The organism is Arenibacter algicola (assembly GCF_018860365.1).
Taxonomy (GTDB): Bacteria; Bacteroidota; Bacteroidia; order Flavobacteriales; family Flavobacteriaceae; genus Arenibacter; species Arenibacter algicola_B.
Window position 1 is genome coordinate 75,229 of sequence record NZ_JAHKPO010000024.1, and the last position, 23,677, is coordinate 98,905.

Consider the following 23,677-nt stretch of genomic DNA (forward strand, 5'->3'; position numbering starts at 1 on the left):
ACCAAAAAAAATCCCTCAAATGCCTATTCATCGTCAAGCACTTCCAAGGACACCATATCTATTTTATTACTTGAAACTTCCAACACCACAAAAAGGAAATTACCGATCTTAATCTCGGAGCTTTTTTCTGGGATCTCTCCGGTTTCATTAATGATCAGACCTCCCAATGTTTCATACTCATCACTTTCGGGAAGCTCCAATTTATATTGTTCATTAATATAATCTACTTCCAACCTACCCGAAAACTTAAAGGAGTTTTGATTTATCTGTTCCTCATACAAATCGGTAGTGTCATGTTCATCCTCTATGTCTCCGAATAGCACCTCCACAATATCCTCGACCGTCATAACCCCCGAAGTACCACCATACTCGTCCAGAACTACTGCGATACTCTTCCTTTTTTTGGTCAAAATATTAAGAATATCATTGATTAGCATTGTTTCCGGAACAAACTCTACAGGCAGTAGGATACTCTTTATAGTTTTGGGTTTCTTGAAAAGCTCGTAGGAATGCACATAACCAATAATATTATCTATGGTATCCTTGAATACCAATATTTTGGAATAACCTGTTTCTGTAAAAAGCTTTGCCAAATTTTTAGGGGTCTCATGAAGTTCCACTGCCGCAATCTCTGTTCTGGGCACCATTACTTCCCTAGCCTTTACCCCTGAAAACTCCAAGGCATTTTGGAAAATTTGTATCTCGGAATCCACCTCGTCTTCCTTCTCTACAGCTTCCATTTGCTCGGTGATATAATCTCCCAATTCTATTTTACTAAAGGCCAATTGCACCTCATCCCCATCTGTTTTAAAGAGCACCTTAAGAATTATATCGGAAATCCAAATAACGAAATCCGATATTACAGAAAATAACACATAGAAAATATAGGCCGGTATTGCCAATAACCTCAGCATAGTGTTGCTGTAGATCTGAAATAATACCTTGGGCAAAAACTCCGCGGTCAGTAAAATAATCAAGGTAGAGATAACGGTTTGGGTAACCAAACTGAAATCGGTAAGCATTAAACTTAAAAAGCCACCTGGGGTCAACTCGATTCCCGCAAATAGGCTCATAAGCAGATCCCCCATAAAAAGTCCGTAGACCACTAAGGCAATATTATTGCCAATAAGCATGGTAGCAATGAACTTGGAAGGTTTTTTGGTAAGTAGCGTCAGCACCTTTGGCATAAATCCATCCTGCTTCTTTTCTATTTCTATGTGAATTTTATTCGCAGAAATAAAGGCTATTTCCATTCCTGAGAAAAAAGCCGAAAACAGCAATGAAATAACAATGATAATGACAATATATGCCTCCAAGATTATTGTTTATTGTTTTTTTGACGCTCTTCAAATCTTTTTCTATAGGTCTTCTTAAAAATGAACATCCCTATGGAAACAATTCCAAAGAAAACAAACAAATAGGCCCTTTGCCTATCTATGTTCCACTGTTCGTAAACCTCAAAAACGGACACTACGGCCACTGCCAAATAAAGGTATTCCGTATATCTTAAAATCTTAATCATTTTCTTCTATCTTCTTTTCTTTTATACTCATATAACCGTAGGTCTTATTAGCATTAAAAAAACTAAAATCCCTATTAAAATCCATTCCCTCACCATCCATTATAGTTCCTTCCTCTGGATTGGTATATTTAAATTTCTGTTGGGTAAAAATCCAATCATTGGCCCTATCCCAATATAATTGTGGTGCCTCCAATTTTTTACCATCACTGGATTCCATAACCACATTACCTTGCAAATCTATTAAATTAGTACTGGAATAAATAATTCCGTAATCTGCAGTAACAGTGCTCTTTTCTCCCTTTTCATCAAAAAACTCCAAAATGAGTCCATCGGGGAAAGTTGTATAAGGGAAAAGCAGATTGTCAAATTCATTGCTGACCGGGCTTTTTAACACGGCAATAACATGTGCAGTAACAACCCCTTCATTTTTTTCAAGTTCATCGGTCTCCGTATAAGTTAAGGTAAATTCCTCCGCAACAGCACTAGGAAATATCTTTTTTATTGCCTCGTCCCCAACTCTCTTATAATTATCGGCACAGGAATAAAAAAGCATTGCCATAGAAAAAACTATGGCAATGCTCCTTAAATTATATAAATCTTTTTTTTTCATCTTATAGGTTGGGCACTTTTACACTACCACCTACCCAACAAGAGAAACTTACTGTTTTACCGGCCATACCGGAATTAAATATATCCGTTTTGGATGGCGCCTTGGCTGAGTAACTAGCGGCTGCCTGACCTGCCCTACCACTTAAAGCTGGATCCACACGACCTGCCTGGCGGGCCATTTCTGCAGCTTTCCAATAGATAGCCCTTTTCTCGAATGGAGTGCTACCACATTCATTGGCGCTACCCGCATACAAACTGGCAATCAACAAATAGGCCTTACCATTGGAAGGGTTGGCATCAATAGCTTTTTGCGCATAACTCCTGGCAGTAGATTTACTACCTCTTCTATAACTTGTAGCAATTTTATAAGCGATATTGGATTTTTTTCTGGAATCGGTTTCCAACTCCAATGCTTTGTTGAAATCTGCAATAGCACCACTGGTATCTCCTGCATTATTCTTTAGGGCACCACCATACATATATGCACTGGCGGAAGGCTCCAAGGCCAATTGTACCTCGAATAATTTTTTGAACATTGGATCTTCAGTACACTCCTTGCTGTACATTCTTCCAACAGCTCTCTTAACCCAGGTTATATCTCCTTTTTTTGATTCAAAATTCTTTTGATACAAAGGAATCAAGTTTTCACAGTTCGCTAAGGCACCCAATTTGCTGTCTATACTTTCAGCTATTTTACCATAGCTTTCAGAATAACTATTGTAAGAACTCAATTGCTTTTTCTCTTTTGAAGTCAAAGTACCTGCATCTTCCTTAGGAAGAAGTTTGGTTATAACCTCTGTAAGCTTATCATTTTCCTCATCTATTTTTTCGGTGATGTTGTCATATTTCTCAAATACTTCCTCAACATCCTTTTTGCCGGCACTGTTTAAATCAACCAAGCTGGAGAAATACAAATACAAGGCCTTAGGATTTTTGAAATTGGCCTTATCCTCTGTAAAAGCCTTGTCTAGCTGAGAGTAGATTTCCTCATCGGTAATCATTTTCTCATCATATTTCAACAATACCTTATCTATAATGGTCTCCGCAACGTCTGTCTTTGCAGGAAAGTACTTCATCCTGTTATCATATAGTTCCATTAAGGCATTAATATTGGCAGTTTTGTCTGCCCCGGTAGATTTTGAAAGCCTATCCTTTAAAATCCGTTCACCATATAATATGTTGGCCCAGTTTAAGGTAGGGCAATTTTCATATACCATTTTCCATGGCGTATAAGCAGCCTCATAATTCTTAACTTTCACATGCTCCGTGTAAATGGAAAGATTGGTCATACACTCCGGGTTTTGAGCTTGGGAATGCCCTAAACCCACAAATCCCATGGCGGCTATCGCTGTGATGTAGAGTTTCTTTTTCATCTGTCTGTTTATTTTAAGGTGGTTAAAGTAATAATTTTTAATTAATTTTTCTCGGTATGAACCATTTATCGTTTAAAGATAGGCCCACATTAACTTTGAAATAACTTTCCTCTACTAAATCCCCATATTTGGTTCCTCTTTTTCCAAGTTCAAAACCGAGGTTAATATTTGAAAGATTACGACCCAGTGGTAAACCTAATCCAAAAGTTATGCCAAAATCATTAATCTCCTTATTATCTACTATTATTCCCGATTTGGAGACTTTTGCTCCGGCCCTATAGGTAACTCTTTTCAAATAACTTGTAAAAGAGGTGTATTCGGGGATGTAATATCCGCCAAGTCTATAGGTCTGGGCATTTTGGTACTCCAAATTGCTAGCAGGCGAAAGCTCGTTCTCAAAAGAGCTTAATTCCTGAAAACTATATTCCGCCCCTAAAAACCACTTTTTATCTTGACCATAACCCACCCCTAGTGTGGCGGTAGTTGGAATCTGCACCCCTGTACGCGCCAAGCCCTGTGCTTCCAAATCCACTTCTGTTACTTCAATATCCCTACCGCTAACGGTGGAAAATGAACCTATGGTCCTAGTATTTTCAGAAACCAAATTGGCCTGGGTATTTACTACAATGCTGGTAAAAAGAGTATGTTTTTCGGTAATGGCCGGTGTAAAACTGGCTCCAAAGTTAAAATCGAAGCCCTTAATCCTGGATTCTATCTTGTTAAAAGAACCAAACTGAACATCTTCAACAGTCTGATAACTATTGGTAATCTGGTTCCCAAAATTAAAATTACTGGTAACTCCTAAACTTAAGTTTTTGAAAAGTTCATAGCCAACAGAGATATAAACCCTGTTTAAACCTCCCTCTCCATTAAACGATTCGGATACGAGTCCTTGGGAAGTGGTTCTTTCAGATTGAAAATTGTACCCTACGGAGGAATACGGCATAATACCAAAACCAAGACCAAAGCCTTTTCCCAAATTAAACCCTAATGACAAGTAGTCCAAATTTGAAATAGAGGCATTTTCTTTGGAATCGTTGGTTTCAAACCTGTACTCCTTACGTGATAGTCCCGCTGTGTACGTCGTTAACCCCAATTTACTATATGCTGCGGGATTATTAAGATTGATGTGAATACTATCCGTATAAACACTCAACCCACCCATCATTTGATTCTCCACTGTGCCGGTAGCCCTTAAATCCCCAACACCAAAGTAAGAATAGGGGGAAGCAGTACTATTCTGAGCATATATGCTTACCGAAGTTACGCATAAAATTGCAATAATAAAATTTTTGATCATCTAGCGCTTGTTGTATTCTAACAAATGGTATAACCCCAACAGGAGAAATTTAGAATGCGCAAATATGGTATTTTTTAATCGTTTTGACAAAAATTGAGCATCACCTCCTGTTAAAATAACTGTTAAATCGACAAATCTACTTCTATATTGATCAATTATTCCGTCAATTTCATTGCAAATGCCATTGACAACACCACTATGCATGCTAGTTTCAGTAGTGTTTCCAATAAAGTCTATTATGGCCTTTTTTTTCAACAACGGCAATTTGGACGTTTGTTCGTGCATAGCTTTGTACCTCATGGCTATTCCCGGCGAAATGGCCCCGCCCAAATATTCCCCATAGTCGTTAACGGCATCATAGGTTACGCAGGTGCCCGCATCTATGACCAGGGTATTTCCTTTAGGGTTATGATAAAAGGCCGCTGTTGCAAGGGCAATTCTGTCCACACCCAGGGTCTGGGGGGTAGCATAGGAATTCTTGAAGGGAGTTTTGGAGGTGTAACTCAGGACATGAACCTTACAGAAGACGCATAACATGGCTATTTCCTCATGGCCCATCCCTCCTACGTTGGAAACAATGGCATTTTGAATAAGAAAGTACTCGGCAAAAATAGATTTCACACTTTTTGCAAAATCTGCACAGGGAATTTTTCGATAGGAAATAATTTTACCATTATCGAAAACCGCCATTTTTACTAGGGTATTACCCACATCTACAATCAAGTTCATACTGTAAAGATCAAAAAACTTAAAAAAACAAAAACCTTTTTTTTCATTTTTGTTTGTATATCCTAAATTTGAATTTATATTTGCACCCGCTTACAGCGTTTGGTGCCTTAGCTCAGTTGGTAGAGCAATGGACTGAAAATCCATGTGTCCCTGGTTCGATTCCTGGAGGCACCACCTCAAAAGCCCTTGATTATCAAGGGCTTTTTTTATTTTTACCCCCTTTGCTTGCCTCAATTATAAACTACTTTATTATTTAGTACTAAATATTGGCCCAAGAAGCCTATTTTACTTTTCCAAGAGTTTTGTTATGCTTACCGACTCCCAAATTATTCCTTGGTAGGCACTTTTATATCCACCTTCATATAATATACCAATATTTTTTCGATCAATAAAGGTCAAATCCGAATAAGCAGAAGGACCTTGAAAAATTTGTTTTTCAACCGGCCAAGTCTTTCCATCGTCCCTACTTAATCTTAGCGTCATATTCACCCTATTTTTAGCATTTGCCGGATTTGCAAAGAGAACATATAACTGACCTTTAAAATCAAAGCGCAAGGTACTGGCCTGACAAATTGGTTCTATCAAAGACTCATGATGATGCATGTCTTTCCACGATTCCCCGCCGTCATCGCTATAGGCAAGCTGCCTACTGCTCATATTCCGATCATAATTACGCATATTCAACATTAGACTATGATTGGAAAGTTCCACTACTTCACATTCATTTACTTGATCAAGGGGAGTACTTCCTCCCAACTTCCATGTGCTCCCATGATCGTCAGAATAAATGGTATGCGAATAATACTTTTTGGTTACCGCCTCAATATGATCACTTGCGATTACCAACCTGTCTTTGTACTTACCTCCAAGAATTTGTATGCCAGACCCAGGTCCTGTGGCATACCACGTCCAATTGGGCAATTTTACGTCTGAAGTGATTTCTTTGGGTGCACTCCAACTTTTGCCCTCATTTTCCGATTTTATTACAAACACCCTGCGAGTGTCCTTGCTCTTTTGGGCTATTATTTCCGATTCATGGTCTTCCCCTAAATTCCAGGTGGACAATAAAAAAATATCTCCCGTTGTACGATCTACTACCGGTGAAGGATTTCCACAGGTATTTCCTTCATCGTGCCAAAGTACTTCCAATTTGCCCCAGGTCTTTCCACCGTCTGTTGACCGCTTCATTACCAGATCGATACTTCCTGTATCGCTACAGCCATTTTTCCTACCCTCGGCAAAAGCCAATAAAGCACCTTTTTTTGTTGTAACTACAGCCGGAATGCGAAAACATTTATAACCTTCATTACCTCCTTCAAAAATATAATTCAAGGTTTTTTCTTGCTCTTTTCCCCCTTTTGGCGATTGGGAAAATAAGGGAGATGTCCAAGAAACAAACAAGAGAAGAAATAAACATCGCTTCATTAATGTGTTGGAATTAATCATTTGGTTCCTTCTTTAGGGTTCAAAAAAAAAAAAAAAAAACAATTACAATATTGTATCATAAATAAATACAGGGCCTAATCCTTTTCCAAAATCTGCCCCTTGGCCAACAAGACCTCCCTTAATTTAACATAGTCCACTTCCTGTACCACCGCATTTTCATCGATTGCCAGCACTGCTGCAGCGGCGGCCGATTGCCCCAAGATCATGAACACGGGCTCCATACGGATAGAACCAAAGGCAATATGACTGGAAGATAAACAAACAGGGACCAATAGGTTCCTGCACTCTTCCTTCTTTGGCACTAAAGTTCCATAGGATATAGAATAGGGCCCATTGGTGCTTACTCCTATATCCCCTTCGTTCTGCACAAAACCATCGGGCTTAATATATCGCTGAACATTATGGGAATCCATTGTATATGAACCCATACCTATTGGTTTAGGGGTTGGCCTTTTTTTCAAAAGCTCATTTTCGGTCATCACGAACTCCCCAATCATCCTCCGGGCCTCCCTTACATAGATTTGGTGTGGCCAGTTTCCATTGTCGGTAAATTCATCCTTGGCCAGGCCCCATTTTTGCATTTCGGACTGTATATCCTCTGGAACCCTAGGATCGTTGGCTACGAACCACAGTAGTCCCTTTTGATAATTCTCATGTTCCTTTATAATCTCTTTTCTTCTTTCATAGGTGGCCTCCGGATAGTCGTAATTCATACCAATATTATCACTGCTCAAAGGACCGTGGTTGTTGGTGTCGGTTTTGTGGTTTGGTATGGCATCAAACTTCTCGAACCAATCCTTCCTTCCGGTTTCCAAGGACCTTGCCAATAATTCGTAGTTCATGGGGTCATAATCCTCAGGTTTAGGAAAGGGAATTCTATTATCTGGATAATTGCTCATACACAACCTAAAGCAATAGGCTTGGATCTTATTGTCGCCGCTGTGCCTTTCCCCAGGATCTTCTCCCGACACCCTTGGCAAAAGACCACTGGAGGGGTCTCCAGGCACTACATAAGGGGAAATATCCGATTGAAACCAATGTTTATGATGCAAAATCCCGGTCTGCACCCCATTCCATTCTTCGCCGTATACTTCCTTGCCCTCTCTACCCACATGATAGCTTACGCCCGCCGAAGCCATAAGGTCTCCTTCATAAGTGGCGTCCAAAAACATCTTGCCAGAATACGTTTTTCCCGATAAAGTGGTAATCGAAACAATATTACCATCCTTCATCTCTACCCCATTTTCCCTATCCAACCATTCATCGCGGTCTACACGTATCTGCTCTTCCTTAATCAAATCCTCGAACACTTTTTCCGCCACATGGGGCTCAAAGATCCACATGGTCCTATTTTCACCATCCATGGCAGGAGTACCCTGTCCTTTGTTACCATATTCCTCTTTTTTTTGCCAGATCCAGGCTTCTTCCGTGTTGTAATGTTGCCAAACCCTATGGTAAAATTCCCTGGCCAGCCCGCCAATAACACGTTTGTCCCCGGTATCTGTATAACCTAAGCCACCTGAAGACAATCCCCCCAAATGAATGTCGGGCGACACCACAATCACGGATTTTCCGGAACGTTTTGCTTCCACCGCCGCCGAAATAGCAGCAGAAGTTCCGCCATAAATAATGATATCTGCAGTAGCTATCGAGTTACTTTTTTCTTCGGCCTGTTTGCAGCCTGTAAGCCCCATCATTCCAGCTATAACAAGGACAAAGATTAATTTAATAGTCTTTCTTTTTTGCTTCATTTTGTTTGGTGGTTCAAATTGATCTCTATAAAAATTGTGATTTACTTTAGCCTTTGACTATCTTTTAGAAGTTGCTCCCTTAAATTAGGGTAAGGTACATCCTGAACATCAGTATTGGCATCTATGGCAAGTGATGCTGCAGTGGCCGCGGATTGTCCCAGCACCATAAATACAGGCTCCATACGGATAGATCCAAAGGCAATGTGCGTTGAACTTACACAGACCGGGACAATAAGATTGTTGCATTCCTCCTTTTTGGGCACTAAGGACCTGTAGCTTATGGGATAGGGCTTAAAGCCATGGGCTTCTACATTGCCCTCATTTTGAACAAATCCATTGGCATCTACATATCGCTGTACATTATGGGAATCCATACCATAAGCCGCCAACCCAATGGCTTCTTCTGCCACTATTAATGCCTCGCAATTTTTTTGGGTCATAACATAATCGCTGACCATCCTTCTGGCCTCGCGGATATAAAGCTGCTGTTGCCAGCCATCCTCTCTTTCAAATTCATCCTTGGTAGTGCCCCATCTGGATGCTTCTTCACGTACTTCCTCAGGAATTCTTGGATGATTGGCCAAGGACCACATAAGCCCCATCTGGTAGTTCCTATGGTCCTCAATAATCTTATCCCTTTCCGCATAGGAAGCCTCGGGATAGTCATAGTTCCTGCCTATATAATCAGTAGAAAAACCGAACTTGTTGTTCGTATCCGTTTTTCTATTGGGCATACTGGAATTGATCCAGGGCAACAGTGTATTGCTATAGCTGTACATATCCCTTATTGGCCCCTTTCTTGCCTCATAATTACGGAACAACAGTTCATAGTTGATCTCATCATAATTTGAAGGCTTCTGGAAGGGAATACGGTTTTCCGGGTGATCCGTAAGGCACATCCTAAAACAATAGGCTTGGATCTTTTTATCTCCTTCCCCCTCCAAACCAGGTTTTTCATTGACATTGGGCAATAGGCCACTTGTGGGATCTCCTTTTATCACATACGGATCTACCCCTGGGATAAAATTATGGTTGAAAGCATTTTTGGAAACAAATCCGGTCAAGGCCAAATTTATGCTATTGGCCTGTACCCCGTTCAAGGTTTCCCCAAATTCCGCGTTACTTTCCCTGCCTACAGCATAGGAAACACCGGCCGAGGCCATTAAATCGCCCTCATAAGTGGCGTCCAGGTAAACCTTTCCCTTGTAGGTCTTGCCACTTTCCATGGTAATAGACTCTATTTGGCCATCTACTTTTTTGACCCCAGATTCCCTGTTCAACCTTTCGTTGTAGACCATCTTTATTTTTTCCTTGTCCATCATGGACTTATAGACCGCAAGGGCAGCGGAGGGCTCAAAGGTCCACATGGTTGGCTCTCCCTCTTCCGTACGGGTTTGGCCCCCGTCCTTATAATCCGATTTTTTCTCCCATTTCCAATTCTTCGGATCGTCGTAATATTTTTTGATATTCTCATAGAATTCCCTAGAAATACCACCAATGGCCTGTTTGTTGCCAATATCGGTCTGGCCGAGGCCTCCTGTGGTAAGTCCCCCTATTCGATTGGTCGGCTCTATGAGCACAACGGACTTGCCCATTCTGCTACTCTGCAGGGCAGCTGCGACCCCAGCGGAGGTTCCACCGTAAATTACAATATCAAACTTCTTGGTCTGACCGTTAGTCACTAGGGTCACCAACCCCAAAAACAAACAACAGATCAACTTTAAAGAATAATTTATTACACCCACTTGAGTTACTTTTCCAAATATTCCCACTTTTTGAATTTTATATGTTCTACTTCTATAACTTTTATTGCCATAATGGACAACCTAAAAAATTAGGGATTTGTCCTTGGGCTCCAAGGGCAAAAAATTAACATCCAAATAACCACCACTGGCATTGTCATCGGTTACTATTTGTGGTTTTCCCTTAATCGATTCTATTGAAAAACGATGAATATGACCCGCAAATACACCCAATAGATTTGGGGCAGAAAACACCGCCTTATGAAAATCGAAGGTAGTTTTCGTATGTCCCGCTTCCGGCCACTTTAATCGGCCTTCCAGCTCATGATTCCGATCGGAAGAAGCCCCCCAATCCGGGTTTCCACATCCAAAACCAATAGATTTCCCTGGAGCGTACATAGGTATGTGTACCAATAGCACCAAGGGAACGTTGCTTGCAACCTGCTTTTTAAAAAAGGCCAATTGATCATCATTTATTTGATAGGTGGAATTGTCGATGGCCAAAAACCGAATTCCTTTTAAATCGTATGCTGCCATTAAAGGGTGATTGCCCTGATATAAAGGAAGCAATCTTTCCTTGATCCATTTGTTTCTCAAATTTTCGAGTGTCCCTTCCATACCTTCATAATGCCAATCGTGATTGCCGGCAACATAAATATAGGGAATATTCACTTCTTTTAATTTGGCCATTACCCACTCGATAGCGGCTTCCGACGGAAAACTAAAAATATCACCGATAAGGGTAATTAAGTCGGCCTGGGACTCCTTGGCAAAATTTAGAGCGGCTTCAAATGCCAATTCGGGATTGGTCAATTCATCTGTTTTAAAGTGTCTGGTCTGATTATAGGCCTTGGCCATACGTCCACTATACGTCTTGTAAGGAACTCCGCGCTCATCGTCCCTAAAGAGATGGGTGTCGGCTATATGTACAATCTTTATAGGCTCCTTAACGACTTCTGAAAAAAATTGAAGCTTGTTTTCCTCTATAGTAACACAAAACTGGATGTCTTTTTCGAAGGGTTGTGTAGATTTATCATTGGTTGAATACTTGGTTAGTCCCAACCCTATGGATGCCGAAGCGGCATTTTTAAAAAATAATCGACGTTTCATCTATTCGCAATTGTTGTTTTCACCAAACAGGATAAGCAATAACAATTGGCCCAACCTGTATTTTATGGTTAAAATAACACAAATAACTGTACCCCCGAATTTAAGAAGATTATAAAACTAAATTCCCAGCGAGCTGCTTTAGGATAATTTCCGACAATTTTGCTTGAAATTTGGCATTGCTATGGCGCACCTTTGCATTGATATAATTTAATTGGGCCGTCCTAAATTCAATGGTAGGGATGATTCCGATTCTATATTTTTCAACAGTAATCTCCATATTTTCCTGTGCAATTGCCTCATTTTTACCTTCCAATTCAATTAGACTTATATTGGTCAGATAGGTTTGATAGGTTGTATTTACCAGGGACATTAATTCCTGTGTTCTTTGGGCAATGGCCACTTCCGTATTTTCAATTTGAATCTTCGCTATTTTCTCATTTCGATTTTGGTTAAATCCGTCAAAAACATTTAGGCTTGCTCCAAAACCATAATTCCATCCCCTTGAATTGGAATTGGTTGTAAAACCCAAACTGGATTCGGTGCGACCAAAATTATAGCCTGTACTTGCAAAAATTGTAGGGTAGCGCAATGCCCTGGTTTGCTTCAATTCCAGTTCACTTATCCTTTTGTTGATCTGTTCCACTTGAAGGGTCGGATTTTCTTTCGCCACTAAGGTTTCAAGTTCTGGCAATTGCAGTGCTTGATCTACAAAAATTTCGGGCACTACCTCAAAATCGATCTTCAGATCTCGCGCTAGATATTCGTTCAACTGAACCTTGGTATTAACATATAATTCCTTTTGACGCTGCATCAAGGTTTCATCCGTATTTAAATCTACCTGGGCGTTCAGCACTTCCAATTTTGAGGCCTTTCCTATGGTAAAGCGGTTATAGGCCAGATCAACCCTTTGTTCCGAAATAATAATGGTACTGTCCAAAGCCGTGAGTTGCTGTTTCTGTTGTACAAGATCAAAATAGGTAATCATAACCTCTCCTACCTTGTTAAGGATAACCTGTTTTAATTGGGCTTCCCCCAATTTCTGGGTTTCTTTTAGCTGCTCATAATCGGCAAACATTCTTAAACCATCAAACAAGGTCCAATCCATGGCAATTCCGTAGTTGAGACTATTATTTTTGGCATTGTCCCTTTCCACAACACTTCCATCCGACCTTGTCTGGCTTAAATATTGTACGCTATTATTATCGATTAAATTGAGTCCAACCTGAGGAAGCATCCCTGCATTGCCCACACTTACCGAAACCTCATCTATTTGTAGCTCATTGGCCGCGATCTTTATCTGATAGTTGTTCTCCAAGGTTATTTGGACGGCTTCCTCTACGGTAAGGATTTCCTGCCCATTAATTAGGTTGGTTAAACCAAAGAAAACAAATAGTATGGTAGCGTAATTATAGTTATTCATTTTAATAGGATTCGAGGGCTTTAAACTCAGGATGTTGTTTTTTATCCCTGGACCATAAGAAATACAATGCCGGGATAACAAATAAAGTCAGCACCAATGAGAACATGGTCCCACCAATAATTACTACCCCCATACCAATACGGCTGGTCGACGCCGCTCCTAGGGACAAGGCTATGGGCAAGGCTCCCAAGGCAATAGTTAGACTGGTCATGAGAATAGGTCTTAATCTGGACTCCGACGCTTTTAAAATGGCCTCCATTTTAGACATCCCTTCCTCCCTAAGTTGATTGGCGAATTCCACAATCAATATACCATTCTTGGTAACCAGTCCAATCAACATAATAGTGCCTATTTGACTAAAAATATTCCAAGTCTGTCCAAAGAGCCAAAGGGAAAACATAGCCCCTGCCACGGCCATGGGTACCGTTAAAATTATAATTATCGGGTCTATAAAACTTTCAAATTGTGCAGCCAATATCAGAAAAATTAGAAGCAGGGCAAGGCCAAAAGCAAACAAGGTATTGGAACTACTTTCCACAAAATCTCGGGATTCCCCGCCTAAATCCGTGGTAAAGCTTTCATCAAGTACTTTTTCCTTTATTTCTTCCATGGCGGCTATCCCATCGCTAAGGCTCTTCCCGGGGGCCAAATTTGCGAAAACAGTTGCCGAGGTATACCTATTGTTGTGAAATAGTTGGGGCGGACTACTATGTTCCGATGTGGAAACGAGATTGTCCAATTGAATTAAGAGACCATCTTTGTTCTTTACGAATATGGAAGTAAGATCCAAAGGTGCGTCCCGATCCTTTTTATCAAACTGGCCAATAACCTGATATTGTTTACCGTTCATTAAAAAATACCCAAACCGTTGCCCACTGAGGGATAATTGCAAGGTTTGCGCAACATCCAACACGGAAACCCCCAAACTTTCCGCTTTTTCCCTATTGATGGTTACATAGAGTTCGGGTTTATCAAATTTCAGGTTTACATCGGTAAAGGAAAAGGTTTCATTTTTTTCGGCTTCCTGCATAAATTCTGGAATTTTTTCTTCCAGCTTTTTAAAATTCTGTGCCTGTATAATATATTGAATAGGTGCTCCTCCACGGCGATTTACAGCAATTGTTGGTCTCTCCGACACATTGGATTTTCCGCCAACATAAGATTTTGCCCATCTTCCAAGATCCTCTGCAATTTCCTTTTGTGATCGCTCCCTTTCATTTGGTTCTACAAGCGCAATATTTGCACGACCACTATTCACAGAGGAAGTTGTTCCAAAACCGGGGGAAGTCAGTACTAAACTTACCTTTTTTTCCGGGATAGAATCATTGACCAGGTTTGTTATATCATCCATTAACCGATCCATATATTCATAGGAAGAACCTTCCGGCGCTGTAACGCTCAAGCGAATAAAACTGCGATCGTCATAAGGTGCCGTTTCCTTTTGAAGCAAACCATAGAAAAGTGCAATAAGCCCTATACATGCCAACAATATTGGAAAACTCATCCATTTTCTTTTCATAAAAGCACCTAATGCACTGGCATAGGATTCATTCATTTTCACAAAATAGCGCTCCGTGAAATTATAGAATTTGGAATGGCTCTGCTTTCCTGGCTTAATAAGATATGCATTTAGCATGGGGGTCAAGGTAAGGGAGACGAAAGCGGACACCAACACCGCCGAACCCAGCACAACTCCAAATTCCCTAAACAATCTCCCTACAAAACCCTCTAGGAATATAACAGGGAGAAAAACCGCCGCAAGGGTAATGGATATGGATATTACCGCAAAGAAAATTTCGTTGGAACCTTTTATTGCAGCCTCGATCGGACTCATCCCGGCCTCCACCTTCCTATATATATTTTCGGTTACCACAATTCCGTCATCCACAACAAGTCCCGTTGCCAGAACAATGGCCAAAAGGGTAAGGACATTGATAGAAAACCCGAACAACCACATAATGAAGAATGTGGCTATCAATGATACCGGAATATCTATTAACGGACGCATTGCCATTGACCAGTTTCTAAAAAATAGATATATGACCAAAATCACCAGGATAATCGATATTAACAGGGTTTCCGCTACTTCGGTAACCGCCTTTCTTACAAAAACGGTATCATCTATTACAATGTTTAATTTAAACCCTTCAGGCAGATCTTTTTTAAGCTTTTCATATTCCAGATAGAATTTATCGGCAATTTCAAGATAATTGGTTCCTGGTTGGGGTATAACGGCTATGGCGACCATAGGCTGACCGGAATCGCTCATCTTGGTTTCCATGTTTTCCCCTTCCAAAGAAGCCTTGCCAATATCGCTTAGGCGTACCAATTTTTCGCCATCGGCCCTGATTATTATATTATTGAAGCCTTCCTCAGAATCAAGATTACCAATGGTCTTGACCGTTATTTCGGTATTATCACCTGTTAACTTCCCCGATGGTAACTCCACATTCTGCGCCAACAGTGCACTTCGTACTTCCGCCACAGTTAAACCGTAGGAAGCCAATTTAAAAGGATCAATCCATAGCCGCATGGCATACCTACGTTGTCCCCATATTTGTACACTACTTACTCCTGGTATGGTCTCAATTCTTTGGGATATCACATTTTCGGCATAATCCGAAAGCTCCAGTATATTTTTACTATCGCTCTGAATGGTCATCGAAAGTATCCTATCCGCATCGGCATCGGATTTTGAGACTACAGGAGGAGCATCCAGATCATCGGGCAGACTTCTTACCGCCTGTGACACCTTATCGCGGACATCGTTGGCTGCGTCCTCCAAATTTTTATCGAGATTAAACTCTATACTTATGGAACTAGATCCCTGAATACTGGAAGAAGTTATGTTCCTAATACCATCGATGGAATTTATGGCCTTCTCCAAGGGTTCCGTAATCTGGGATTCAATAATATCGGCATTGGCCCCCGAATAATTTGTACGAACCGATACTTGGGCGGGATCTATGGAAGGAAATTCACGAACTCCCAAATAAGTAAAGCCAATAATCCCGAATAAAATTATGACCAAATTCATTACAATGGTAAGTACCGGCCGCTTAATGCTTAATGTTGATAAACTCATTGTTCCGCAGTAAGAGTTTCAGTTTCCTTTAATAATACCTTTACCGGAGCACCGTCCTTTAAGGCCATAACCCCATAGGTAAGCACAGTATCCCCAACCTTTAATCCTGAAATGACCCTCACAGAACTTCCTGTACGAGCACCAATTTCCACATCTATTTCCTTGGCCTTGCCATTCTCGACGATAAAGATTTTTTTACCATTCTGAACGGGAATCAAAGATTCACTGGGTACCAATAAGGCATCGTTGACAGTTTCCAAGGGTAATATTACATTGGCAAAAGCGCCAGGAAAAAGCTTGCCCCCTGGGTTTTCGGCCGTTGCCCTCATTTTTAAAGTTCTAGTAGCAACCTCCACTTCTGGTTCAATTGCATATATTTTTGCACTGTATACCTCCTTGGCATCGGCCGTTGTGAAAGTGAAGGAAGTACCAACCTTAATCTGGGTGGCATATTTCTCTGGAATGGAAAAAGTAATCTTTAGCTGATCTGTATTCACCAATTTTGCTACGGCCGTTGCCGGACTAACATAGGTCCCTTTTGAAATAGAACGAAGCCCTATAATTCCAGAAAATGGGGCTCGGACAGTTGCTTTTGATAATTGTGCAGCTATCAATTCCGATTCTGCACTGGCCGACTGAAAATCGGCACTTGCAATGTCATACTCCTCCTGACTGATGGCTTGCTTTTCCAATAGAAGTTTTGCCCGCCTTTCGTTTTCGGCAGCCAGCTTCTGGGCGGTCCGTACTTTGGACAATTGCGCTTGCAATTCAATATCGTTCACCCGGAACAATACCTGGCCTTGGGAAACCTTACTACCCTCCGCAAAATTTATACTTTCAACAACACCCGACACCTCACTTCTTATCTCTATTTGCTCATTGGCCTCCAGGGTACCTGAAAGGGAAATATTATCATTAAATTCCTGTGGACGAAGAATCATGCCAGAAACAATTGGGACTGTACTGGTGTTGGCAGAACTTCCTGATTTACCCGCTTCACTATTTTGCAAAATACGATAGGTTACCAATCCTCCCAATCCAATTAGCAATAAAGTATATACGATGTATTTTATTTTCATAATTTTCTGGAGATAGCAACCAATAGTAAAAACGTTAACAAGACTCTAACAAATCTAATTCTTATGACTTATTTTTAAGAATAGTTAAACTTTATTTAACAGTGATTAACATAAAACCAAAAATTTACACCAGATGTTTGGGATAAAAACAAAAAAACACAAGGTTTCTTAAAGATTTCTAGTCAGATTTATCTCCAATTTTGAATATAAGAAGCGATAGAGAATATTGGAGGGGAATAATTTAATTTCTCCTGCCAAGAATTACTCCTGCACAAATCTTGATTATTCCCAGGCTTGCGGTAAAGTCTAACTTAGATTTTTGTCGTTACCAAATAGATTTTATGGGGCTTATTGTAAATCCATCCAATTCCAATTCCATATCAGCTGGATTAGAAATCAACAAGGTCCGGTAAAATTCGTTTGGAAAGATCTGGGCGGTCATTACATATTGCCCACCATTTATAAATATCTCCACCGAGGACCAATCCATCAAGATCCGTACTTCATATTCCGCATTGGGCAAATTGGGGATAGGCATGGTCTGCACTTTTTTAGCGAAATCCTCATCAAAAGAAGTTTTCCCCGAACGTGACCTATCAAGAATAAATTGTTGGGCCACACCGTCCAAAATCAAATTCAAATGCTCTCCCGAACTATTTTGAAAATCCAGACTGAATGCCCGTGAACTAGTCGTGAATTTCACTTCGGACTTATTAAAATGATCAAAAGTCAACGACTTATCCAATTTCGGACCTATTGCGATGTCCTCTGAAGAATCTGGACCCCGAATTTCATCAACACTATCCAAGGGGTAATTAACCAATTCAAACTTATCATTTATCTGGTGTAGGGAAAGTTTTCTGGGCAGCGTCATTGCACTACGCCATTTTTCGGTGGGTGTTTCCTGGGCATAGGCCCAGTTACTCATCCAACCAATAAAAATCCGATCATTATTGGGAACATTATTATAGGTTACCCCTGCATAGTTATCGGTACCCCAATCTATCCATTTATGCTCCTTTTGATCGCTTGTAAAGGTTGTGCCATCAAAATCACCTACAAAATATTGGGTTCCGCTGCCTCCGTTCGGGGCACCTGGGTTAATACTGATCAAGAGCACCCACTTTTCCAAATCGCTACCTTCCACCTTTAATGGAAATAAATCCGGACATTCCCAAACTCCGCCATGGGCCCCTTGATCCTTTCCAAACTCGCTCACCTTGACCCATTCCTTTAAATCAGGGGATTGCCATATTTGGAGATGATCCCCTGCCACCAATAACATTGTCCAATTGCCAGTTTTATTATTCCAAAAGACTTTGGGATCCCTAAAATCCCTTATTCCTTCATTTTTTATGACGGGATTGCCTTCATATTTAACCCAAGTATCCCCATTATCCAGACTATAGGCAATTCCCTGGGTCTGAAAATTATCTTTTCCTGCTTTTTCACCTACCGGATCATGATAGGTAAATATGGCCACTAATGGTGGGTTATCCTTGGTTCCAAATCCCGAGGAATTATTAGTATCTACAACAGCACTTCCCGAAAAAATGTAACCGTGTTCATCAGGAAATAAGGATATAGGCTTATTTTGCCAATGCACCATATCCTTACTTATTGCGTGACCCCAATGCATGGGTCCCCAAACAATATCCTCTGGATAATATTGATAAAAAAGATGGTACACCCCTTGGTGATAGACCAAACCATTAGGGTCGTTCATCCATTTTTCAGGTGGCGTAAAATGAAATTGGGGTCGGTGGGTTTCCTGATAAAGTCCCAACTCGGCATCCACACTTTGAACCGGACCTACTTTTTTCTCTTCCTTGCACGACAAAAGTGCCAATCCCAAAACAATCCACAACAACTTCATATCTTATTTTTTTAAAGCTACATTTTTATTAAAAATAGCGAATAAATGCCCATACCAAAAATATCACTGAACGATTTTGCTTCCAGGGCCCAATAATCAACATCATGCCCTTTGGATTATCCAATTCCAAAAAGGGGAAGGTGATATTTCTGACTGGTGATTAAAGTAGCAATGTGCCCCAATTATTCCACAACAATATAAATCGCAGGGGGAATCCAGGGAATAAAGTAGCTTGATAATTATGGCATGTTTAGTCCCCTTCTCCAGTAATAAATGGGCACTACGACTCGAAGAAAGAATAATGCAAAAACTGATCTATGTCATATGAATTGAAGTAAATACTTGATAACTTATGTGTTAAAATACTGTGTCATGGAACCAAAAAAGAATCCTAGGGCAGATTTAAACAGAAAAAGTGGACTTTTCTTTGTAATTGGCCTAGTTATAGTACTATTTGTAGTATGGAGGGCTTTGGAGTTAAAAACGTATCCCAAGGCAAATACTGCCATAGAGCAGTTGACGGTAACAGATTACTTGGAAGAAAAAGTACCGGTTACCGAGGCATTGAATGTTCCACCACCGCCCCCTCCTCCAGCAGCTCCCGAAGTTATAGAAATTGTTGAGGATGTGGCCGAAATAGAGGAAACGGTGATTCAAAGTACAGAAATAAATCAGGAAACAATAGTGGAGGAGGCTATATTACAAGTTGAAGATATAGCAGTGGTGGAGGAAGAAGAGGAAGATATTGAAGTGCCTTTTGCTGTAATCGAAAATGTTCCTGTTTTTCCAGGATGTAAAGAAACCTCCAACGAGGCCCAGAAAGCTTGCTTTCAGAAAAAAATCCAGGAACACATCATAAAACAATTTACCTATCCCGATGTTGCAGTGGAATTGGGCATTGAAGGCAAGGTATATGTACAATTTATTATCGATAATACCGGTTTTATAACCAACATTAGAACAAGGGGACCGGACAAAATGTTGGAAAAGGAAGCCCACCGGATTATTGCCGCATTACCGCAAATGACGCCAGGAAAGCAAAGGGGAAGGGCCGTTAAGGTTCCCTATACCATCCCTATAACTTTTAGGCTGCAATAACAAAACAGACCCATTCATAATTGTACATCCTATTCCCTATAAGTTGTAGACCTAGGATTTAGCTTTATTATAACTGATAAGTTGTTGAGGCCCGTCCAGCAAAATTCTAACAATCTGCAGGGTGCCATCGTCCTTTGTAGCTATTTCCCATTTTATGAGGGCAATGGTCCCCTTCTGGATCTCCAACCCGGTAATACTCCGAGGATGCACACAGCTACCATCATTAAAAAATGGAATATCCCCGGGAGCAGGAAAGCGGGGTCTGTGGGTATGGCCTGCTATCGTCAGCATCTCATTGTTGGCCAAAATCCATTTTTTTATACGCCTTTCAATTTTTATCAGCTCCTTGTAATTCTTTGCTGGACTCGTAGGATCGGCAATACCCCATACCTGCAACGGCTTCCATAATACACGCACCAAGAATCTGCCCCAGCGCCAAAAGGTATAGTTCCACCAGTCTGCCTGGTGTCCATGGGTCAAAAACAACTCTTGCCCGCTGTTCTTATGCTTTAAAATTATGGCCTCGTGATAGGTGATGTCTTCAAACAATTCTTTATTGCAATCATCAATGGGCTCAAAATAGGATGATAAATTTTTTTTTACATACAAAGGATCTTTATAAACCATATCATGATTCCCCCAAATCATATGGAGTCTTTTTTCTAGATGAAATTGCTTTAAAAGTTTATATACGTTCTTATGTGCAGTAAAAATGGAGTCAAAGTTTAGATTCTCCCAAAGTTCATCACCGTCCCCCAATTCGCAATACGTATAACCCTCGTTGAAGTAGTGCCTTAGGGCATGAAAATAAATATTGCGATTATTGGCAAATTCGTCGGCAAAACTACTATCGCCCCTATGGCAGTCACTAAAAAGAATAATTTTTGAGCTGTCGTCAAAAGGCAGAATCTTGGCATTTTTATAAGCCCTGGACAATCTGGCAGATGAGGTCATTGGTTTTGGGTTAAAAGTTAATACTTTTTAGTTGAAGACAATGAGGTTTATATATATGTTCAAAAAAAATGACCTTGTAAAATGGCCAAACAACAGATATTCGTTAAATAACCTAAAAACAAGGTTGTTTCAATATTGACACTATAGAGAAAGAAAGCAATTTCTTTTGTAATTTTACGGTTCAAACTTGGACTAAGGTGAGTAATGAAGGGATTATCTGAAAAAATATCACCACTGGAACATCATATAAGCTTTAATAAATTATTAAAGCAGTATGATGAAATGGTAGAAAGCGAAGATTCGTTTTTGGCCACCAAGGCACGATATATTTTAAATGCCCAAGCTCCATTTCCAGAATTGCGTGATGGCTTCAAAGACATCATCCTATTGGAAAAGCATAAGGACGTAATTCAAATTATTTTGCAAGATTTGTTTTCGTCCGTACTTACCACCAACGAAATAAAAACGGCTTCTTCACCATACACGGACATCATATTTAATTCCAGTAAGCGCTTTGAAAAAATATTGGCAGCTGCCGGACCAGATTATCTTCCGCAAATAAGGAACCAAGAAGGAGAGGTGAACTATATTATGGCCTGTGTGGTCATCCTTAACTTTTATTACGGATTTAATTTAGATTTCAAAAGGCCCTTTTTTTACGATATTCCCGATGCCAATGGGGTTATGAGGCATTACCGGATTTTGTACAATGCCGATTTTATGGAAATCATTCCCAATGGGACCCCATTAACAATTACCCAAGAAGACGTAAACAAGTTATTGGAAAATATAGACAATGTGGATCTTTGGAAACAGAAGATACCGCCCAATAGTTTTATCAGTAAAGGTTTTGTAATCTCGAATATGTTCGATGTTACCGCGGAACATTCTATTTCGGAAATTAAATCCAACCTGATCATTAACGATAAAACTGGAGGTAATTTCATCACAGGGGTGGAAGAAACCTTTAAATCTTTATTTGGGTTGCCAAATTTACGTATTGGATTCTCGGTGTACAATTCCAAAGAAGAGCAATTTGAGAGGGTTTCCGTAAACGGAATAGATAGTTTCATCTTGCAAAAAAAACAAGTTGAAACTTGTAATGAGGCCCTTTGCAAGTCCTCATACAGTAAGTTAATTGATCAAAACCACTGCTTTGTAATAAGCGATGTTGACAAGTACTACAAGCTTTCAAATGGTATGGCGCCATATAAGTGTTTGCACGAACAAAAAATTAAAAGTGCCCTTTTGTCTCCCATTGCTAAAGATGGGCAGTTGCTGGGAGTATTGGAACTGGTCTCCGATAAGGCCAATGACCTTAACAGCGTAAATGCCACGAAATTGGACGATGTAATTCCCTATATCGTTTCTGCAGTATTACGTTCAATACAGGAGGAGGAAAATTTGATCGATGCGGTTATCCAGAACGAATGTACTTCTGTGCATCCTTCCGTGTACTGGAAATTTAAGGAGGAGGCAAAGCGTTTTATATTGGACGATATGGAAGGTTTACAACCCTCTTTCCGCGAAATTGTTTTTGATGAAGTATATCCATTGTACGGGCAGGTAGATATCCAAAATTCCTCCCAGGAAAGAAATATGGCAATTCAAAGGGATCTTATGATCCAGTTGTCCGAAATTAGGCAAATAATGACCGAGGTTTGGCAGAAGTATGGTTTGCCAATTTACGAAGAACTTATATTCAGGGTGGACAACCACCTTGATGAGATCAAAGAGGTCTTACATACCAATAGCGAACAGGCTATTTTCGATTTTGTGCAAGAAGAAATAAACCCGGTGTTTGCCCATATCAAAAAATCCGATACCCAAATTCAAAATCTATTACTTTCCTATGAAGCCAAAATAGATAAGGGAACCGGTTCCTACTATGATCACAGAAAAAATTATGATCAAAGTGTAATGCTGATCAACAAAAAGTTGGCATCGGTAATAGACAACAAACAGGAAGAGGCACAGGAAATGTATCCCCACTATTTTGAGCGCTACAAGACCGATGGTGTGGAACATAATATGTACATAGGGGATTCCATAACCGGAGCAAGGGCGTTCGACCTACTTTATCTCAACAACCTTAGGTTGTGGCAGTTACAGGTTATCTGTGAGATGGAAAACAAGCATTATGACCTTAAATCCAAGCTGCAGGTACAATTAAATGTGGCATCGCTTATACTTGTCTACAACGGCTCTTTATCCATTCGATTTAGGATGGATGAAAAACGTTTTGACGTAGACGGTACCTACAATGCCAGATATGAGATCATAAAAAAACGAATTGACAAGTCGTACATTAAAGGCACCAATGAAAGATTGACCCAGGCAGGCAAAATTGCCATTGTCTATTCACAAAAAAAGGATGAACTGGAATACTTACGATATATTAGGTTCCTTAAGTCCAAAGGTTATTTCAGCGGCAAGGTAGAAATTGTTGAATTGGAAGGGCTACAAGGGGTTTCCGGCCTAAAGGCAATTAGGGCTTCCATTCTATACAAATCCACTAAAGAAAAGGACAAGACCTATACCTACGAAGACTTAATGCTGGAATTGAACAAATAACATTGTTTC

General features: G+C 40.3%; 17 protein-coding genes and 1 tRNA gene. 3 read left to right on the forward strand and 15 right to left on the reverse strand.

Features of this window, described 5'->3' with window-relative positions; genetic code table 11:
* Positions 1 to 23: 23 nt before the first annotated feature.
* The 6 genes from KO529_RS18940 to KO529_RS18965 are packed head-to-tail and all read right to left on the reverse strand — an operon-like array spanning position 24 to position 5,533.
* Entirely contained in the window at positions 24 to 1,319 is a 1,296-nt protein-coding gene (locus KO529_RS18940; protein WP_436835205.1) for a hemolysin family protein, read from the reverse strand.
* Positions 1,319 to 1,522 (reverse strand): hypothetical protein, encoded by a 204-nt coding sequence (locus tag KO529_RS18945; protein ID WP_031445465.1) that lies wholly within the window; start codon positions 1,520 to 1,522, stop codon positions 1,319 to 1,321. Before KO529_RS18945 ends, KO529_RS18940 begins: the two co-directional genes overlap by 1 nt.
* On the reverse strand, positions 1,515 to 2,132 hold the full coding sequence (gene lptC / locus KO529_RS18950; protein ID WP_215949434.1) for an LPS export ABC transporter periplasmic protein LptC: 618 nt from the start codon (positions 2,130 to 2,132) through the stop codon (positions 1,515 to 1,517). The genes KO529_RS18945 and lptC overlap by 8 nt, the downstream gene beginning before the upstream one ends.
* Before the next feature lies 1 nt (position 2,133).
* Positions 2,134 to 3,504 (reverse strand): tetratricopeptide repeat protein, encoded by a 1,371-nt coding sequence (locus KO529_RS18955; RefSeq protein WP_215949435.1) that lies wholly within the window; start codon positions 3,502 to 3,504, stop codon positions 2,134 to 2,136.
* A gap of 37 nt (positions 3,505 to 3,541) precedes the next feature.
* Positions 3,542 to 4,804 (reverse strand): hypothetical protein, encoded by a 1,263-nt coding sequence (locus KO529_RS18960; protein WP_215949436.1) that lies wholly within the window; start codon positions 4,802 to 4,804, stop codon positions 3,542 to 3,544.
* Positions 4,805 to 5,533, reverse strand: a complete 729-nt coding sequence (locus tag KO529_RS18965; RefSeq protein WP_215949437.1) for a type III pantothenate kinase — start codon at positions 5,531 to 5,533, stop codon at positions 4,805 to 4,807.
* 101 nt (positions 5,534 to 5,634) lie between these two features.
* On the opposite strand from KO529_RS18965, the gene KO529_RS18970 reads away from it, so the two are divergent.
* Positions 5,635 to 5,707 (forward strand) — tRNA-Phe (locus tag KO529_RS18970).
* Positions 5,708 to 5,818: 111 nt separating this feature from the next.
* Here the strand turns inward: KO529_RS18970 and KO529_RS18975 are convergent.
* From KO529_RS18975 to KO529_RS19010, 8 genes are all read right to left on the reverse strand, one after another.
* Positions 5,819 to 6,958, reverse strand: a complete 1,140-nt coding sequence (locus KO529_RS18975) for a sialidase family protein (RefSeq protein WP_215949438.1) — start codon at positions 6,956 to 6,958, stop codon at positions 5,819 to 5,821.
* Between the two features lie 95 nt (positions 6,959 to 7,053).
* Positions 7,054 to 8,730 (reverse strand): FAD-dependent oxidoreductase, encoded by a 1,677-nt coding sequence (locus KO529_RS18980; protein ID WP_215949439.1) that lies wholly within the window; start codon positions 8,728 to 8,730, stop codon positions 7,054 to 7,056.
* Positions 8,731 to 8,771: 41 nt separating this feature from the next.
* Positions 8,772 to 10,502 carry an FAD-dependent oxidoreductase gene (locus KO529_RS18985; RefSeq protein WP_354667785.1) on the reverse strand — a complete coding sequence of 577 codons (1,731 nt, stop codon included), beginning with the start codon at positions 10,500 to 10,502 and terminating at the stop codon, positions 8,772 to 8,774.
* 54 nt (positions 10,503 to 10,556) lie between these two features.
* The gene (locus tag KO529_RS18990) at positions 10,557 to 11,582 is read right to left on the reverse strand and encodes a metallophosphoesterase family protein (protein ID WP_215949440.1); all 1,026 of its coding nucleotides are present in this window, start codon (positions 11,580 to 11,582) and stop codon (positions 10,557 to 10,559) included.
* Between the two features lie 109 nt (positions 11,583 to 11,691).
* Positions 11,692 to 13,002, reverse strand: coding sequence for a TolC family protein (locus KO529_RS18995; RefSeq protein WP_215949441.1), 1,311 nt, complete (start codon positions 13,000 to 13,002; stop codon positions 11,692 to 11,694).
* Position 13,003: 1 nt separating this feature from the next.
* Positions 13,004 to 16,087 carry an efflux RND transporter permease subunit gene (locus KO529_RS19000; protein ID WP_215949442.1) on the reverse strand — a complete coding sequence of 1,028 codons (3,084 nt, stop codon included), beginning with the start codon at positions 16,085 to 16,087 and terminating at the stop codon, positions 13,004 to 13,006.
* On the reverse strand, positions 16,084 to 17,166 hold the full coding sequence (locus KO529_RS19005; protein ID WP_215949443.1) for an efflux RND transporter periplasmic adaptor subunit: 1,083 nt from the start codon (positions 17,164 to 17,166) through the stop codon (positions 16,084 to 16,086). Before KO529_RS19005 ends, KO529_RS19000 begins: the two co-directional genes overlap by 4 nt.
* Before the next feature lie 325 nt (positions 17,167 to 17,491).
* Positions 17,492 to 19,042 (reverse strand): glycoside hydrolase family 32 protein, encoded by a 1,551-nt coding sequence (locus KO529_RS19010; protein WP_215949444.1) that lies wholly within the window; start codon positions 19,040 to 19,042, stop codon positions 17,492 to 17,494.
* 372 nt (positions 19,043 to 19,414) lie between these two features.
* On the opposite strand from KO529_RS19010, the gene KO529_RS19015 reads away from it, so the two are divergent.
* Positions 19,415 to 20,140 carry an energy transducer TonB gene (locus tag KO529_RS19015; protein ID WP_215949445.1) on the forward strand — a complete coding sequence of 242 codons (726 nt, stop codon included), beginning with the start codon at positions 19,415 to 19,417 and terminating at the stop codon, positions 20,138 to 20,140.
* A gap of 51 nt (positions 20,141 to 20,191) precedes the next feature.
* Here KO529_RS19015 and KO529_RS19020 read toward each other — a convergent pair whose 3' ends face one another.
* Positions 20,192 to 21,094 (reverse strand): metallophosphoesterase, encoded by a 903-nt coding sequence (locus KO529_RS19020; protein ID WP_215949446.1) that lies wholly within the window; start codon positions 21,092 to 21,094, stop codon positions 20,192 to 20,194.
* Positions 21,095 to 21,298: 204 nt separating this feature from the next.
* Between KO529_RS19020 and KO529_RS19025 the strand changes: the two genes are divergently transcribed.
* Positions 21,299 to 23,668, forward strand: a complete 2,370-nt coding sequence (locus KO529_RS19025; protein WP_215949447.1) for a ubiquitin-like protein Pup — start codon at positions 21,299 to 21,301, stop codon at positions 23,666 to 23,668.
* Positions 23,669 to 23,677: the final 9 nt, after the last annotated feature.

Bases quoted from the DNA above. Each gene is read 5' to 3' on its own strand.
- KO529_RS18995 (WP_215949441.1), bottom strand. From the start codon at position 13,002: ATGAATAACTATAATTACGCTACCATACTATTTGTTTTCTTTGGTTTA.
- KO529_RS18990 (WP_215949440.1), bottom strand. From the start codon at position 11,582: ATGAAACGTCGATTATTTTTTAAAAATGCCGCTTCGGCATCCATAGGG.
- KO529_RS19015 (WP_215949445.1), top strand. From the start codon at position 19,415: ATGGAACCAAAAAAGAATCCTAGGGCAGATTTAAACAGAAAAAGTGGA.
- KO529_RS19005 (WP_215949443.1), bottom strand. From the start codon at position 17,166: ATGAAAATAAAATACATCGTATATACTTTATTGCTAATTGGATTGGGA.
- KO529_RS19020 (WP_215949446.1), bottom strand. From the start codon at position 21,094: ATGACCTCATCTGCCAGATTGTCCAGGGCTTATAAAAATGCCAAGATT.
- KO529_RS19000 (WP_215949442.1), bottom strand. From the start codon at position 16,087: ATGAGTTTATCAACATTAAGCATTAAGCGGCCGGTACTTACCATTGTA.
- KO529_RS18965 (WP_215949437.1), bottom strand. From the start codon at position 5,533: ATGAACTTGATTGTAGATGTGGGTAATACCCTAGTAAAAATGGCGGTT.
- lptC (WP_215949434.1), bottom strand. From the start codon at position 2,132: ATGAAAAAAAAAGATTTATATAATTTAAGGAGCATTGCCATAGTTTTT.
- KO529_RS18945 (WP_031445465.1), bottom strand. From the start codon at position 1,522: ATGATTAAGATTTTAAGATATACGGAATACCTTTATTTGGCAGTGGCC.
- KO529_RS18980 (WP_215949439.1), bottom strand. From the start codon at position 8,730: ATGAAGCAAAAAAGAAAGACTATTAAATTAATCTTTGTCCTTGTTATA.
- KO529_RS18955 (WP_215949435.1), bottom strand. From the start codon at position 3,504: ATGAAAAAGAAACTCTACATCACAGCGATAGCCGCCATGGGATTTGTG.
- KO529_RS19025 (WP_215949447.1), top strand. From the start codon at position 21,299: ATGAAGGGATTATCTGAAAAAATATCACCACTGGAACATCATATAAGC.
- KO529_RS19010 (WP_215949444.1), bottom strand. From the start codon at position 19,042: ATGAAGTTGTTGTGGATTGTTTTGGGATTGGCACTTTTGTCGTGCAAG.
- KO529_RS18960 (WP_215949436.1), bottom strand. From the start codon at position 4,804: ATGATCAAAAATTTTATTATTGCAATTTTATGCGTAACTTCGGTAAGC.
- KO529_RS18975 (WP_215949438.1), bottom strand. From the start codon at position 6,958: ATGAAGCGATGTTTATTTCTTCTCTTGTTTGTTTCTTGGACATCTCCC.